General features: G+C 53.0%; 11 protein-coding genes. 7 read left to right on the forward strand and 4 right to left on the reverse strand.

Annotated elements, in window-relative coordinates:
• Positions 1-52 precede the first annotated feature (52 nt).
• Complete coding sequence (locus R3C20_10970) at positions 53-1,690, reverse strand: Na/Pi cotransporter family protein (protein ID MEZ6041020.1); 1,638 nt, start codon at positions 1,688-1,690, stop codon at positions 53-55.
• A gap of 160 nt (positions 1,691-1,850) precedes the next feature.
• Between R3C20_10970 and R3C20_10975 the strand changes: the two genes are divergently transcribed.
• From R3C20_10975 to R3C20_11000, 6 genes are all read left to right on the forward strand, one after another.
• Positions 1,851-2,564 (forward strand): molybdenum cofactor guanylyltransferase, encoded by a 714-nt coding sequence (locus R3C20_10975; protein ID MEZ6041021.1) that lies wholly within the window; start codon positions 1,851-1,853, stop codon positions 2,562-2,564.
• 60 nt (positions 2,565-2,624) lie between these two features.
• The gene (locus tag R3C20_10980; GenBank protein ID MEZ6041022.1) at positions 2,625-3,686 is read left to right on the forward strand and encodes a bile acid:sodium symporter; all 1,062 of its coding nucleotides are present in this window, start codon (positions 2,625-2,627) and stop codon (positions 3,684-3,686) included.
• 176 nt (positions 3,687-3,862) lie between these two features.
• Positions 3,863-4,129, forward strand: coding sequence for a hypothetical protein (locus R3C20_10985; GenBank protein MEZ6041023.1), 267 nt, complete (start codon positions 3,863-3,865; stop codon positions 4,127-4,129).
• A gap of 59 nt (positions 4,130-4,188) precedes the next feature.
• Positions 4,189-5,337 carry an ATP-grasp domain-containing protein gene (locus tag R3C20_10990; protein MEZ6041024.1) on the forward strand — a complete coding sequence of 383 codons (1,149 nt, stop codon included), beginning with the start codon at positions 4,189-4,191 and terminating at the stop codon, positions 5,335-5,337.
• Positions 5,338-5,517: 180 nt separating this feature from the next.
• Positions 5,518-6,453: a hypothetical protein gene (locus tag R3C20_10995; GenBank protein ID MEZ6041025.1), complete on the forward strand. Its 936-nt coding sequence runs from the start codon at positions 5,518-5,520 to the stop codon at positions 6,451-6,453.
• Between the two features lie 520 nt (positions 6,454-6,973).
• Entirely contained in the window at positions 6,974-9,166 is a 2,193-nt protein-coding gene (locus tag R3C20_11000; GenBank protein ID MEZ6041026.1) for an alpha/beta hydrolase family protein, read from the forward strand.
• 99 nt (positions 9,167-9,265) lie between these two features.
• Here the strand turns inward: R3C20_11000 and R3C20_11005 are convergent, their stop codons facing one another.
• The 3 genes from R3C20_11005 to R3C20_11015 form a co-directional block, all read right to left on the reverse strand.
• Positions 9,266-11,344 carry a hypothetical protein gene (locus tag R3C20_11005; protein ID MEZ6041027.1) on the reverse strand — a complete coding sequence of 693 codons (2,079 nt, stop codon included), beginning with the start codon at positions 11,342-11,344 and terminating at the stop codon, positions 9,266-9,268.
• Between the two features lie 294 nt (positions 11,345-11,638).
• Complete coding sequence (locus R3C20_11010; protein ID MEZ6041028.1) at positions 11,639-13,117, reverse strand: arylsulfatase; 1,479 nt, start codon at positions 13,115-13,117, stop codon at positions 11,639-11,641.
• Positions 13,114-14,820, reverse strand: a complete 1,707-nt coding sequence (locus tag R3C20_11015) for an FAD-dependent oxidoreductase (GenBank protein ID MEZ6041029.1) — start codon at positions 14,818-14,820, stop codon at positions 13,114-13,116. The genes R3C20_11010 and R3C20_11015 overlap by 4 nt, the downstream gene beginning before the upstream one ends.
• An 84-nt stretch (positions 14,821-14,904) precedes the next feature.
• Here R3C20_11015 and R3C20_11020 point away from each other — a divergent pair, with 84 nt between their 5' ends.
• Positions 14,905-16,251 carry a Gfo/Idh/MocA family oxidoreductase gene (locus R3C20_11020; GenBank protein MEZ6041030.1) on the forward strand — a complete coding sequence of 449 codons (1,347 nt, stop codon included), beginning with the start codon at positions 14,905-14,907 and terminating at the stop codon, positions 16,249-16,251.
• The last annotated feature ends 251 nt before the right edge of the window (positions 16,252-16,502 follow it).

A 16,502-nucleotide genomic window follows, 5' to 3' on the forward strand; every position in this document is an offset into this window, starting at 1 on the left:
CCCTTTCTTTGGTAGTTTGACGACTCCCGCCACAGAATCGTACCTGCATCCGTTATTTTTCCCCTGTCACGATCTGAAGGATATTCTGAGCATGATCGCGGACGCGGTCATAGGCATTCAGTGCGTTCAGAAAGGCAACCGTCACCTGCGGAGGCAGCGTTGTCTCAGACAGATCGTTCAGATGTGTTCGCCTCATCTCTTTGATCTGCTGCCGGATCTTCTTGCCCAGCGGATTGACGGATTCTGTCGCATCGACATTTTGCTTGCGGTACGCCTGACTGACGGCAACCACATAATCGACAGCGAACTGGTGCAGCGTGTTCAGATCCTGCGTTTGTGACTCTGTGAACCGAAGCTCCTCTTTTCGCAGCTTTTCGTCAAATCGGAGAATGGTTTCGATGTAGTCGCTGACCGACTCCCATTCATCAGCAAGTCGCAACTGCTGACGGCATTCTTCCGCCACATTGTGAGGCACGCTTCCTGACAGGATGTCGGTAATGAAGTGCGAGACTTCGTCCTGAACACTATCGAGAATCTTCTCCCGATTTCGCAGCTTCAGCACAAGTGGTGAATCGTGTTCCTTCTGGTTCAGCAACTCGTGAAGCCAGCCCAGCATCTTCACGCACCCGTCACCCATTTTGAGGATTTCGTTGCGAGATTGTTCGATCGCCAGCAGCGGCGTTTCCAGCATCACGATGTCAAGGTCCGTCAGGCGTGGCTTCTCCTTGAACCCTTTCGATGGAACGATGCGTTCCAGCATTCGGGTGAAGAAAGGCACAAAACTGATAAACAACAGTGTATTCGCGATGTTGAAGCCTGTATGTGTGGCTGCAATCTGGGTCTCTATATTTGACGGAACGAAGGACAGAATCAGTTTGGTGTACCATTGAAAAATGGCGGTAATCCAAAGAAATCCAAGCACATTGAAAATGATGTGAAAATAGGCTGCTCTTCGCGCATTTGTCGTGGCACCCAGTGTCGCCAGGTAGGCTGTGATTGTCGTTCCGATGTTCTCCCCGATCACCAGGGCTGCCGCGGTCGGGTATTCAATTACACCCGTTTGAGCCAGCGTAATCGTGATACCCAGTGTCGCCGAAGAAGACTGCACCAGCATTGTGAGCACACAACCGACAGTGGCACAGCCCACGACCCCCAAGTAACTGTCGGCCTGAAATCGATGGAACCACGCTTCAAATTCCGGGACTTCCTTGATGACTTTACAGGCACTGCCCATGGTCTCAAGTCCAAAGAAGACCATGCCTATACCCATAAAGACCATCGCCCAGCTGCGCCAGCGATCGCCCTTTGAGAACAAATAGACAAAAGCGAAGACACCGAGAATTGGTAACCCGTATTTTCCGATCTTGATGGCAATGATCCAACCGGTGATTGTCGTGCCGATATTGGCACCCATGATCACACCAATCGCCTGTTGCAACGTCATGACACCACTGTTTACAAATCCGACCACCATGACTGTCGTGACGGAACTGCTTTGAATTAAAGTCGTCACGAGTGTCCCAACACCCGTGGCCAGAAATCGGTTGTTCGTCACTGCCCCAATCATGCGACGCAGACTGCTTCCTGCTACAGCCTGCATTCCTTCTGACATATACTTCATGCCCAGAAGGAAAATTCCGAGGCCTCCGATGAGACCAAAAACGAGTTTCGCGAGATTGTCTGCTGACATTGAACCTGAACCGGATTGTGAATTATTTGTTAATATTTGGTGAAGATCCTACCGCCGACATTTACCCCTGTCGCTCGATTTGGCTCCTCTTTTCCTGTGTTTTTGGTAGCTCTCACTGACGGTTGTCCCAAAATTCTCGGGCCACCTGACCGGATCAAACATGCGGGCCACAGATTCCACAACTGCTGCCATCATTCTGTGTGGAGGACACAGCTCTCGAATGGGGACCGACAAAGCCACGCTGTCACTGGCCGGCGAAACTCTGCTGCAAAGGATGGTTCGGATTGTTCAGGAAACCCGTGCTGAATCTGTCGCGGGCAATTCCGGGGCAGAACCGGCAGTTGTCGTTGTGGCTGCATCCGAACAGGAACTGCCGGTACTGCCTGACTCCGTCGAAATCGTCCGTGATCTTCAACCCGATCTGGGGCCTCTCATGGGACTCGCCACCGGACTCCGGTTCATCGCCGGGCGTTACGGCCCAGAAACCGCGACACTGGTCACAGCGTGTGATTCTCCGGAGCTCCAGTCTGATGTGATCCTGTATTTGCTGAACTGTCTGAACGACGGCGCATCTGTCGTACCCTGTGACGAATGCATCGAAGACGGCAAGGGAGTGCTTGTTCCAGCTCCTTCGTCACAGATCTATCCCCTTTGCGCTGTCTATCGCGCGGGTCTGTATGCTTTGGCACAGCAACTTCTGGCAGCCGATGTTGCCCGATGTCGTTCCTTCGCGCTGGCAAGTCATCCGAGATGGGTACCACGTTCCGAACTGCGATCTTTTGATCCCGATTTGCGTTCGTTGAACAATATCAATACGCCTGGAGAACTTGCTGAGCTTAAGCGTCGACTGAAAACCGACTATCCTTCCGCATGAACACCACAGCTACCCAGCACACGACATCCTTCTCGACGCCTCGCGAAAGCTGATTCACCGTTGTCCAACAGTCGCAAACCGTTTGTCCAAATCTTTCACCTGGTGACACAGCACTGGTTTCTTTGTGGACTGATGCTGGTGATCCCTGCTGGAATCCTTCTGGGAACCTCGGAAACCGCCAGAGAGATGGCTGATTCCCTGCGAAAAATTCCCGGGACGTTGCTGACGGCTGTGATTTTGTTCTTGATGTCGATCACGCTTGATTCCAGTCGTCTGGTAGCCTCGGTACGTTCTCCCAAAGCCGTTCTCCTGGCAACGCTGATCAACCAGTTGATCATGCCGTTGATGGCAATGCCGATCCTTCCGCTGATTAGTTCACCCGACCTGAGACTCGGGCTCTTGATTGCTTCCATCGTCCCCTGCACGATGGCGGCAGCTTCGGTGTGGACGCGCATGGCGAATGGGAATGATGCGGTTTCGTTACTAGTCACTCTGCTGACCAATTCACTTTGTTTTCTTGTGATTCCCATCTGGCTTTCGTTTGCAGTCTCTGGTCAGCAACTGAACTCCGTCGCTGAAACACTCGCCTTTACCCCGATGGCGGCCCGCCTGGTGAAAGGGGCGGTTCTGCCTGTCTTTTTCGGGCAACTCGTTCGCCTGATTCCTCATATTCGATCGGAAGTCGATCGCAGGAAAAAAGTGTACAGCAATTCTGCTCAAATCATTTTGCTGTTTATTGTTTATATGTCCGCACTCACCGGAGGAACGCAGTTTTCCGAAGACGCAAAACCTCCCGACGTCAGCGTATTCCTGACGGTGCTGCTGGCCTGCAACGCACTTCATATCTGCGGAATGATTGTCTGCTCACTGGCCTGTTACTTCTTCAGCATTCGACCGGAGGATAAAATTGCCGTGATCTTTGCCGGCAGTCAGAAGACTTTGCCTGTGGGTGTCGCAGTTGCCCAGGCCAGTGGCGTGCCATTGGCAATTGTGCCGATGCTGATGTTTCATGCTTCACAACTGTTTGTCGACACGTGGGTCGCAGCCCGGATTGCTTTGCCACGAACATCGGATCGAACAGACGCCGGAGAGACAAAGAACTGTTCGGAACAACAATCCTGATGTTTCTTTTCAGCACAACTGTGTGCTCCAGGGCACATTGCAATCGCCTCGGGGCGTAATCTGGCGGATTGTTGAAATCGGGTCTATCCATTCTCCGAAGGCAATGTATGATGATTGACCGTTTGGGATAGCTATTCCCGCCTCTGTTCTACTCTGCGAAACGCATGGAGGTTTCGATGTCCAAACAGACCGAAGAACAACAACAGCTGCCCAGTTGTCATGAAATTGAAGCCGATGTTCGTCGTGAACTTCTGGCAACTGAGGGCGTCACCGTCAAGTCGCTGGTTGTCCGGCGTCTGGATAACGGTGTCTGCCTGCAGGGAGTCATTCGATTCGATGGTGCAGAATTTGATTTAGGCGACTCGATTCGACGGATCCCCGGGATCGATCGCATTCTGAATCACATGGTCATTTGCAATGACGCTGACGCTCGCGACTGTTGATCTTCCCGTCTCGTCGTGACTGCTGAGAACTTTCTCCGGACAACTGCAAGCGTTGCCGAATGCCATTAACTTTGAACTCTTCGCATAAAGTGGACTGCGTTCGCGTAACCTGCATTGAATATCTGCATGCCTTACCGCACATCTTTCGGTCGGCCTCCGACTCGATGCGTCTGGAGGCTGCTGCCATGTTCGGTGCTGTCTTTGAAGACTTCCTTACTCTTCGTGAGGTCTTATCATCACGCTCTTCCACAATTCGGCTGACAGGCGTCCTCGGCCATGGGCTTCCGGCGCCTGAGACCATTGGTCCTCACGCATCTTCCAGCGAGTGCTGGGAATTCACGACTGACGTCAACGACCTTGACCAGTTCATCGTGCGGTCTGCTGCCCGTGGCGACTCCATTCTCATTATTGCACCAGAGAGTCAGGGAACTCTGTGCCGTCTGATTCAACTCGTTGAAGAAAACGCCGTCAATAATGACCAGCTCATCGGCGTGCCTTCCAAATGGATTCGTGTGTTCTCTGACAAGATGGACTGTCACCAATGGTTGTCTGACCGCAGCATTCCTTCGATCCCAACCTCGACGATGGTGTATGACCAGAAACAGTTGTTTCCTGGAACTGTGGTGATCAAGCCACGAGATGGTGTGGGCAGTGACCGCGTATTCTGCGGAACATACAACGATTGTCTTGCGCGCGTTCAGCACTCAAATGGTGCCGCGGGAACCCGTCCTTTTAATGGCTCTGAATGGATTATTCAGCCATTCATATCGGGCAAATCATACTCCATCGGTTTCCTGGGAAGTGGCGTCGCTGGCAAGTCCATCGCACTTCCGCCAACAGAACAGTTTGTCCACCTTGACGACGGCCTGTTAGCTTACAAAGGTGGGCGGATTGGTATTTGCGAGGTCGCTTCTGAAGCGGATCGCTCGCGGATACTGAAGTTGCAATCTCTTTTACAACCCAACCTTCCGGCTTTTCGTGGCTATTTAGGAGTGGACATTGTTGTGCCTGAGGATGCAAATTTGGGCGCGTTAGCCGTGGAGATTAACCCTCGGCTCTGCACTTCCTACGTCGGTTACCGACAATTCCTCAAGGGAAATCTGGCTGCCCAAATGCTGGCATTGGGTGATTTGACCATCGATATCAATGAACAGACTTCGCGGTCTGTCCGATTCGACGTCAGCGGCAACTTCGTCCTCGACCCGTGATGTTTACCAGGGCCTGTCCGGTCTTCTGCAAACCATCACGTGCCGTGACAACTGACTTCTTCTGCTTTTTCCTGTAACAGTTTTGCCGCTAACGCGCCCTGAAAAATAACGCTTGCCAATTGTTGCGAGTCGTTTCCACAGTTTCGCAGGATTCAAACGCTGAGCCAGGGTGGTGTTAACATGTGCTTCTTCCTTAATCGAATCTGCCGAACCACTATCCAAACGTTTGCAACCGGTCTGGTAGCCGTCATGATGACGAATGCTCAGGCGCAACAGGATGAACTATTCTCCAGCCTTCGCGGAACGTCGGTTTTCGATACCGTCACAGCAACGACCACTTCCGGAACTTCCGCGGCTTCAAGGGTGACATCGATCGACGACGTCGCGAGCCTGTTACGAACGGCTGGATTTGAAACGACAACGTTGGATGGACGATTGGTTTCCACCAGCAAAGAACAGGATCCCTGGACGTTTCCTGTGCTGGTTGAAATCTCCGACGATGAACGCCATTTGATTGTTTCACTGGGTCTGGCCGTGGTAAAGGATGCGAAAGAAGTCCCTGCAGCAACCTGGATTGGCATGTTGACAGCCAATCAAAAGCACCCGTCGATTCAGTTTGCCTACAACCCAGACCGCACACGCACCGAGGTCATTTGCCAGATCCCGAACGCTGGCGTCGACGGTCTCACTTTGCGTGACAAGATCAACCAGCTGGCAATTCTTGCTCGGGATACCGATTCGGTCTGGAAACTCGAATCACCCAAATCCTCTCCAGCTTCGGAATCCCCGGACTCTTCTCTGACGAATCCGGCTCCACCAGCCGTTGAACCGGACTCCGCGTCCTTGTCTTCACTCACCGGTCGATGGAGTGCCGCTCGCTCTGCCTCTGAAGCGTTTGCCGCTGAGTTCAAAGCTGATGGCTCGTTCGTTCTCGTTCATGTGAGTCAAGGCAAACAAACCCGAACAACCGGCAGCTTTTCCGTTCGCGGAACGACTCTCACGCTTAGTGGCGATGGACTTACCCTGAGCGGCTCTTTCCTGTCAAAGGGAGATGATGCTTTCGACTTTACGCCCGCTAACACAAACGCTGCGATTAACTTTAAGCGAGCAAAATAAGCTGGTTTTGCCATGCGATGCGGATAAGAAGCTGGCGTTGTTCCGGGCCCACAGCCGCGTCTACGCTGGTCCGCTTTCCACTTTGGAAAGCAAGGGAAAGAGCGAGCTCACGGCTTCCTCCTTTGCGTCGGCGTTCCGAGGTGACGGTGTTCTGATCTCCCACAACGTGCTGAAGAGGGCTTGTGCCAATAAAGCGAGTGACCGCAAAGGCTTTGCTTGATTTGCCCCCGGCCAATGCTGAAGTCTTCCGAACGGAGATTCGACACGATTCGCTTCTGCGACCACCGTCTTTCACATCCAGCGGAAGCCCCCTTAATCTTCTGTTCGTGTGGTTGCGCTGACTCTCCCTTTGGGACCCCTTGAGCTGCTGCGTCCGCCGGATACCAGCGATGGTTAGCTTGACTTACTGCCGATGTCTCCCGACAACTCTGTTCAGCCTGATTACTGTGCTACAGCTCCGTTTTCTCGCCCTGCCTGCTGGCGTTTCTACAACCCACCTGCCTTCACCGAAAGTCTTTTCATGTTTCGTTCACCTTTCGATCGTCGTCAGATGTTGAAGTTTTCGGGGTCTCTTGCTGCGACGGCGATCATGCCGTGGACTGATCTTCTCTATGCGGCTGCCTATCCGCAAGCTCCTGCCGATCTCCCCAAAGACTCAAGGCTTGGCCCACTCAAGGACCTCAACGGTTATTTTCCATTTCAGCCCTCCGCATCTCCGGAAGACTGGGCTGTGCGTCGCGAATATGTTCGACGCCAGATTCTGGTAGCGTCCGGCCTGTGGCCCATGCCCGAACGCCCGGCCGTCTCTGCTACAGTTCATGGTCGTGTGGAACGCGAAGGTTATACGATCGATCGTGTTTACTTTGAGAGCGCGGACGGTTTTCTGGTCACGGGCAGTTTGTATAAGCCCGCCAGTGCGACCGGGAAGCTGCCGACCATCCTTTGCCCGCATGGTCACTGGGCCAACGGCCGATTTCATGATCACGGCGAGGCTCAACTGAAGAAGGAAATCGAATCCGGAGCCGAACAATTTCAGACAGGAGGCAGGCATCCTCTACAGGCTCGCTGCGTTCAACTGGCTCGGATGGGTTGCATGGTTTTTCTATACGATATGCTCGGCTACGCCGACGGAGGTTCTCTGACTGAAGCACTTGCTCATCGATTTTCCCAGCAGCGACCCGCAATGAGCTCTGCAGACCACTGGGGCCTCTTTAGTGCTCAGGCTGAGCTTCGGTTGTTGAACATCCTGGGACTGCAGACCTGGAACTCTGTTCGTATCCTCGACTGGCTCACATCGCGCGAAGATTGTGATCGCGAGCGTATTGGTGTCACAGGCGCCAGCGGTGGCGGCAGTCAGACTTTTCTGATCACCGCCATTGATGATCGCGTCGCCGCTGCCTTTCCCGCAGTTATGGTTTCGACTGCCATGCAGGGTGGATGCACTTGCGAAAATGCCTCCTATCTTCGGATCAACACGGGGAACGTCGAATTCGCCGCCATGGCTGCTCCGCGTCCGGTGCACATGTCTGGGGCAAACGACTGGACGGTGGATATCGAAACGAAGGGACTACCTGAATTAAAACAGCACTATGCCATGATGGGGGTACCGGATCTTGTGGAGGCCAGGCATTATCCCTTCCCACACAATTACAACGCTGTCAGCCGGCGGATGATGTACGAGTTCTTCAACAAGTACCTCAATCTTGGTCTGACCGATGCCGACCTGATCGAACGCGATTTCAAACCACTTTCTATTGCTGAAGCTACGGTATTCACGCCGAAGCATCCAGCACCGGAGAAGTCTGAGGAAAGCGAAGTCGCTTTCCTGCGTGCGTGGGACAATGCCTCGAACAGACAAATCCTGGCTCTAACTCCTACTGACACGGATTCGCTGGTCGAGTATCGGCGAGTGATCGGCGGAGCTTTGGAAATTATGATCGGCCGCTCGCTACCTGCGGCAGGCTCCATTGAATATGAAAAACTGACGGAAGTTGATCAGGACACTTATCTGCAGTACTCGGCCAGACTTCGCTTTACACAGCACGGTGAGGAGATTCCTGCAGCTTTCTTTTATCCAAAGAACTGGAATCAGAAAGTGGTCCTCTGGATCGATATGCACGGCAAGTCTGCCTTGTTCCGAGAAGACGGCAGCCCGAACGATGCTGTGCTGTCGCTGCTGAAAGCCGGTTATTCTGTTGGCTCAATTGATATGCTTTACACCGGCGACTACACGGAAGACGGCAAGCCAGTGGCGGAATATCGTACCGTCAATAATCCGCGAGAATTTGCTGGCTACACGCTGGGTTATAATCATCCTCTGTTTGCTCAGCGGGTTCATGATGTTCTGACACTGATCTGTTTTGCCCATAATCACGCCGAGAAACCAGCGGAGTTACATCTGATTGCCACCGGCGGAGCCGGACCCATCACCGCTGCTGCCTGCGCTTTGTCGAAAGGTGTTATCACCAGCATCCGAATCGATACCAAAGGCTTTCGTTTCAATTCGATCACGAATATCCGTGATGCGAATCTACTGCCTGGAGCCGTAAAATATGGCGACGTTCCAGCTTTGCTCGCACTTTGTTCACCTGTACCAATGACCGTGACGGGAGAAACCGCTTCCACGGCTGACGTCACCGCCGCTGCATATCGAGCGGCCAATGCTGATCTCTGGTTCGTCACTGACGCCCGAGAACTGTTCCCGAGCATCTGACGCTGTGGTCGCACTTTCTTTGGTGCAGAAGCAAGATAAGCCCAACCATCCTGAAATGGTCGGGCTTATGCTTTGCCACGCTGGTTGTTGCACGCTCTTTTATTGTGTGACGGTAATCGTCTCTTCACCGATCACTGCTTCACTGACGGATTCGCTGGCGATACGCAGCCTGATCCTGTGGTTTCCTTCTCGCTTGCATCGGAGCTTCAGTGCAAACACTGCTTCTTTGCCTGCATCGATTTCAGGCATCGATTTGAAGACCATCACTCCGTTTTCCGCGATATACTCGGATGGGCCCGCGACGTTCACAATTTCCAGAGAAGACGGTATCTCACAGGAAAAACCTACGTTCTTTGCTTCCCGAGCACCACTGTTCCCTATTCGTACTTCGTAGGTGATTTCCTCATTGACTGCTCCCTGAGTTCGATTGGCGTTCACAGCAAGTTCCAGTACGGCCGTACCATCAACCCGGGTGGTATGTTCCGCGAGTGTCGCACGACCCAGTTCTGAGATGACCCCAGCCTGGTGCAATGCTTCGCCTGTCTGCGTCGCCTTCAGTACAACCTTAAACTGGCTGCTGCCTCCCGCTCCTACCGTTCCCACGAACCACTCTATCGACCGGTCAGTCTCGTTAAACTTGCCACCACGATCTGCGGAAACGAATTCGTAACCTTCGGGCACCCGGTATTTCGCTCGAACGTTTGCCGATGGCACACTTCCGTCGTTGCCTACCTGCAAGGTGTATTCCCCGGTTCGACCCGCCATTTGTTCTCCTGGACCATGGATCTTCAGGGCCAGTTGTGGTTCGGCTATTTTCACGGATGCGACCGTCTGATCCAGTAGTCCACCATCGGCTACGACTCGAACAGCCACGTCATGGCTGCCTCCACGAATAGCCGTCATCATCAGATCCGCTTCTCGCGACTCACCCGGGCTCAAAGTTCCGATTTCGATCGTCAACAGGCTCCCACGACGATGTTCCAGACCTTCCGGTATCGCGGTTTGAATTCGCACATTGCTGGCCGTACCTGTCCCTGGATTGGTGACACGTACCGTGTATTTGACCTGCTGCCCCACTTTAATGTCTGCCGGCCCTTCCAAAGCGACCGCTATCATTGGCTCCTGAACCGAAAACGTCGACGAGCTGTATCCTGTCAGTCGGACGAAGCCCTCCATGTGTACATCACCACGGTGCGTCGGAACAACGCGAAACGTCACTGAGCGTTTTTCATTCGCTGCCATTTCGCCAAATGTCCATGTTGGCCCCGGAGCGACCGACGATGGTTGAGGCGTCACAGCTACGACGTCCAGACCGTTCGGGATGACTGTTTCCAGCATTACTCCGCGTACAGCCACGCGAGATGTGTTCTGAACCTGCAGTTCTACGTCACACTCCTGTCCGACATTAAACTGGCCGTGACGGATCCACTGCAAAGTCACACCTGGTGACTGAGCACCCGTTGCCGTGAATGACGTACCCGATTCGGTCGTTTCAGCAAAAGCCCGAGCAGGCCCACCTTGAGGAGTCGATCCCAAAGGTGCCGCTGTTTCTTCATCCTCACCGAAATCAAACAACGGTGGTTCCACCGCTGACGCCGGCTGAACACGCGGCGGTTGTGACAACATTTCTGCAAACGGGTTTGTGCCCTGTTGCTGTCTCTTTTCTGTTACGCCGCTCGTCTGAACAATGCCGCTTTCACTGGTACCTTCGTAGCCTGCCTGCTCAACCGAGGGATCACTTGACAGAGCTGACGTGGAGGAACTCCTGGCCGCCACCGGTCCCGATGGTGAATTCTCGACGAGGCTTTCAAATGCGGACTCCTGCACCTGACGCTGAGACTTCAGCCTCTCCACCATTACCGCTTCACTGCCCGATTGAGCGTTTAAGGGTTCTGGCTGATTCCGGACTGGCGATGCCTGACCCTTTGAAGTCGCCTCCTGTCGGGACGCGATTTCCGGTGCTGAACCGGTCGGAGCAAAATACTGCACACCGTTTGGTCTCGACGATTTCGCCCGACCTACCTGGCCCCCGCTCACTGACGATTCATTGATCGTAGTTTCGGTCTGTTTTGATATTCGGTCCCACTCTGCGAAGGGATTCTTCTGTTGCCCAACAACTACAGATGAACCTACGGACAACAGGCACAGGGCACTTACGATACGACGTCGGATCAACATCCTGATTCCTCCGGCGACTTTACGGTGAGAGTCAAGCAGCCCGGGACAACAAAAAGATGGAAATGCGTGGCACTGGAAAACCATACCACGCCTTCATCGAATGTTCGGCTGTAGCGATCCTGCGGCTTAAATAGATTTACTGCTTTAGGAAGATTAGCTTGTCTATTCTGATTATCCGGCTCACTCAGCGCACGTCTACCGGCAGCTTCTGCCGCTTTGTCCGTTGATGATCGTTTCCCGATGACCACAACTTGCGAGCACCATCAGTATTTCCCTGTTACCCCCGGCGTCCTGTCAGTCCAGCGGCTTCAGAGGGAAGACTTGTGATGGCTCCCGATGCTCTTCCATTGCTTTGTTCAGCCTTGCGACGATCTCCGGGTGTTCCTTCGCCACATCGTGCTTTTCTCCTGCGTCTGTTGCGAGGTTGTAGAGTTGCATTGTCAGATTCCCTCGGCCCATATTCTGGCGAATACCCTTCCAGTCGCCGACGCGTATCGATTGTTGACCTCCGTAACCGGGAAACTCTCGATACAGTTTTTCGCGAGGCTTCTGCTGTTTTCCTTCCAGCGTCGCAACCATGCTGATCCCGTCGATGTTCGCCGGTGTCTTCTTTGCGTGGCCCGTGGCCTCCAGAATCGTTGGTAGCCAGTCTTCAAACCCGCTGATTCTGTCCGACGTCGTTCCGGGTTTCACATGTCCTGGCCAACGCACGATAGTTGGCACTCGCACGCCGCCTTCGTACAGAGAACCCTTGAGTCCACGTAGTTCTCCTACGCTGTTGAAGAAGGTGTAGTCCACTTCCTTATCCAGATGTGTGGTACCGTTATCCGACGAGAAAACTACAAGTGTGTTGTCACTTAGTTTCAGCTCGTCAAGAACAGCCAACAGTTTGCCAACCTCATTGTCCATGTGAGTAATCATGGCTGCATACGCCGCACGCGGCGTAAAGTGAGGGGTGTAGCCCCCGGTCGCTGCCGTAAACGGGGGATCATTCCAACCTTTCGCCAAATACGGCGACAACTCTTCATCCGGGATATGCAGGGCTACATGTGGAATCACGGTCGGATAATACAGAAAGAAAGGCTTGTCTTTGTTGTCACGAATAAACTTTAAAGCTTGTTCATTGATACGATCCGGGGCGTAATCCTGTCCTTTGAATTCATCGTAACTGGCTGGATCTGATGGATCCGCCCCGGCCGAAAGCTTTGCATGCCCGGGCACTGCGGGATTGTTCTTCAAAGCCACTCGTTCGTTGTCGCTCCACAAATACGATGGATAGTAACTGTGCGCGTGCCTCTGGCAGTTGTAACCAAAGAAACGATCAAAGCCCTGACGCAAAGGCTCGCCTGTTGAACCTGGTCCACCCAGGCCCCACTTCCCAAAAGCTCCTGTGACGTAACCCGCTTCTTTCAGCAATTCTGCCACCGTCACTTCCTCGGCCGGTATCGGTTTCTGACCTTCCGGTTGCATTTCACTGTTGTTTCTCACCCAGGCGTGTCCCGGGTCTTTGCCTGTCATCAACACGCATCGAGACGGGGCGCATACCGCGTTTCCGCTGTAGTGCTGCGTTAACCGCATCCCCTCTGATGCCAGCTTGTCCAGGTGTGGTGTCTGAATTTTCTGTTGCCCGAAACTCCCCAGTTCCCGGTATCCCAGATCATCGGCAAGGATGAACACTACGTTTGGTTGCCCCTTTAGCTCTCCGGCCCCCAATTCTCTGTGGGTAAGCACTTGCACGGTCAGCATTACCATACCGATTACTTGATACTTCATCTTTCCTGTCGCTTCCTCTTTATGATGACCAACAACACCGGTGACGCCTGATTACTCGTATCTGCTTCTATCCTGAAGACTGTCGTTTCTTTTTCCCGCTGAAGCTTCGATACCACTGATTCCACTTCGACTGCCTCTGCCTGACCGCCCTCATGACCGCGGTATGCCACAACTGTTATCACTCCTCCCGGCTTCAGCAGTCTGTAGCCTGCTTCGATTGCCTTTCCTGTTGTGTGGCCTGATGTCACACAAGTCTTGTCACTGCCTGGCAGAAATCCCAGATTAAATGTTATGGCCGACTGGCTCTCCGTTCGCAACCATCCGCTCAACAACTTCGCATGACACCCTCGGATGTACGTTACGTTGCCCAGTTTTTCTGCCTGAACTCGCTGCCGAGTCGCCTCGATCGCCTGATCCTGAAGGTCGATCGCTGTGACTACGCCCGTCTCTCCTATCCTTTTCGCCATCAGCACCGTGTCGTAACCGTTTCCTGCTGTCGCGTCGATTACTCGATCGCCTGGCTGCAGATGTCCCGACAGTAGTTGATGAACCAGCTTTGTCAGCGATTTCCGCCTTGTATCCGCTATCACCGCTTCCAGAAACTCTTCTGTTCGCCATTCAGCCACTTCGTCTTCGTTTCGTAAGCGTCTGGTTATTTCTTCTGCCAGCTCTTTCGCTTTGACGGGTGCAACCAGGCACCCTTTCGCCCCAAGGCCATTAAAAATTGCCACTCGGGATTCTTCCTGGTGATACCCCGCCACCACTTTACGATTGCTCATCGCCGGCCTGACTGCCGCTACGTGCTTGACCACCCTGGCCTCTTTCTGTTCCGCTGCTGGCAGCTGGCTCAATAACTGACTCAGCCCCTCTTCGCTCGGTGTGTTCGTTAAGTCCTTCCAGTCGTAGGTCGCTCCTATGCTAAACTCGTTCCTGCCTTCTTCTGGCACGATCCATATCCCCTGATGTGTTATTCTTCGCTCCGTTCTCGCTGGCAACGCAACCTTTACTATGTCGCCCCGGGCGGGTTTGTCTGGTATGTGGGCAAACCACGGGTTGCTTTGCGGCTGATACCCCTGACAGAAAACGATGTTGTGACCACGAAGTTTCAGTCGCGAAATCGTCACGGTGCTGTTGCTCACCCGAACGTCGTTTTCGATTTGCAGAGATTCACTCACCACGAAGTGTTTGCGGCTGAAGAACTCTTTTGATGCGATCAGGTATCGTTTCACAAGTAGACGGCCTGCTGGCTGCATCGAAAAACCGGTCAATCCTTTTTCCGGATCCGCTTCTTCCCTGACTGAGCCTCTCAGCTGCTCACGACGTCTTGTGATGAACATCTGCCTTTCCTCTTCGTTGCGAAATATTCGCAGCATCGATGTCGACTGAAAGATTTCGCACTGTGTTTGCTGTTCTACCTCTCTGTAGAATGCTGACGCGTACTCCCAGTACCGTTGAAAATCCGGCATCTGAGTCATTCGCTTGCCCGTAACTGGCGTGATCAGACCTGCCGCTGCTCTGGAAGCTGTTACCTCCTCTACCCGATCTATCAACGCCAGTGTCCTGCCCCTGTTGTGCAGTTCCCAGGCCAATGTTGTTCCAGCAATTCCCTGCCCTACAATGATGACGTCCACCAGCCGCTCAGCGGTCTCTGCACCGTTGTCACTGTTCTTAGTGTTTTGATTTGACTGTAATGCTTCTTCCAACCGACCCTGTTCCTTTGTTCCTACTCGTGTTTTGCTGATAAAGTTCCGCTTTACCTGAACCCTCCTGATTGAAAGGCTCGCCTGATGTCGCGTACCTCCCACCTCGATCGTCGTTCGTTTCTTCGCACTGCTGGCACGTCTATCGCTGCCGTTGGATCTTCGTTATTTGTCAACCCAGCGAGCTTTGGGTTCAATCGAAGTCCTCTGGAAAAACTGAATATTGCATGTATAGGCACCGCTAACCGTGCTGCTGAAGATGTCAACGGTGTGATGTCCGAGAACATCGTGGCCATCGTCGACGTAGATTCGAACTACCTCGAACGCGCTAAGAAAATGCTCACGGAGAAGAATCAGCTCACCCCTCGAACTTACGCGGACTACCGTGAAATGATTGAAGCGGAGGGCGACAAGATTGATGCCGTTGTCATCGGCACCACTGACCATCATCATGCTCCAGCTTCAATCAGGGCCATCCGAGCTGGTAAACATGTTTACTGTGAAAAACCTCTGACCCACACAGTACAGGAAGCACGCATCATTGCTGAAGCCGCAGCAAAGCAGGGTGTTGCTACTCAACTTGGTACTCAGATTCACGCCGGTGAAAACTATCGCCGCGTCGTTGAAATCATCGCTTCTGGAGCCATCGGTACGGTTACCGACGTCCATGTCTGGGTCGGAAAGGGTTGGGGATACCGGAAGGACTGGGCTAATAGTCGCACCGAAGCTGGTACCCAACCTCCAGCAAATCTTAACTGGGAACTGTGGCTTGGCCCAGCTCCTGTTTACCCGTTCCACGAAGGTCGATTTCATCCCGCACAGTGGCGGCGATGGTGGGATTTTGGTCAGGGCACTCTTGGCGACATGGCCTGCCACTACATGGATCTTCCTTTCTGGGCTCTGGGTCTGCGGCATCCAAATCATTGTGAAGCCGAAGGTGAATCCCCAGACGCGAACATGGCACCGGAGGGACTTGTTGTGCGATACAAGTTTCCTACCAGCAATCAAAACTCACCAGTTAATCTCACCTGGTACGACGGAAACCTCATTCCAAAACGCGTCGCGGACGAACCGGTTCCACCAAATGGCGTGATGTTTGTTGGTACAGAAGGACACATGTTCGCGGACTATGGCAAATATAAGCTTTTCCCTGCGAACAAGTTCGCGGGATTCCAGGCACCAGAAAAATCCATACCACCTTCGATTGGACATCACGCTGAATGGATCAAGGCCTGCAAAGACGGATCACCGACTACCTGTAACTTTGATTATTCCGGTGCACTGACCGAAACAGTGTTGCTGGGTAACGTAGCGTACCGGACTGGCAAATCACTGGAATGGGATGCAGCAACTCTGACAGCCACCAATGCTCCCGAAGCCGCAAAACTGGTTTCCAAGGAATATCGAAGTGGCTGGGAAGTTATTGCGGGGTAGATCAAACAGGATTTGATTCAGAAGCAAGAAGACCTGAAAGGAGAGACTTTTTTCAGGTCTTTGCTTTTGACAGCGAGAAAAATGAAATCAGTAAAAGAAGTAGCAGAAGTACTAGTAAGTGACGTCGCAAATGTTGATAACTCGCCTATCTCTAATCGTAACCCCTTGTTTTAAAAGAAGTTAAGACAAGTGAAGAACGTTGAAAACCAGTAGAAAACACAGGGAAACAGAGTGATCACTGGGCATCAAAG

The organism is Planctomycetaceae bacterium, assembly GCA_041398825.1.
In the GTDB taxonomy this organism is placed as follows: domain Bacteria; phylum Planctomycetota; class Planctomycetia; order Planctomycetales; family Planctomycetaceae; genus F1-80-MAGs062.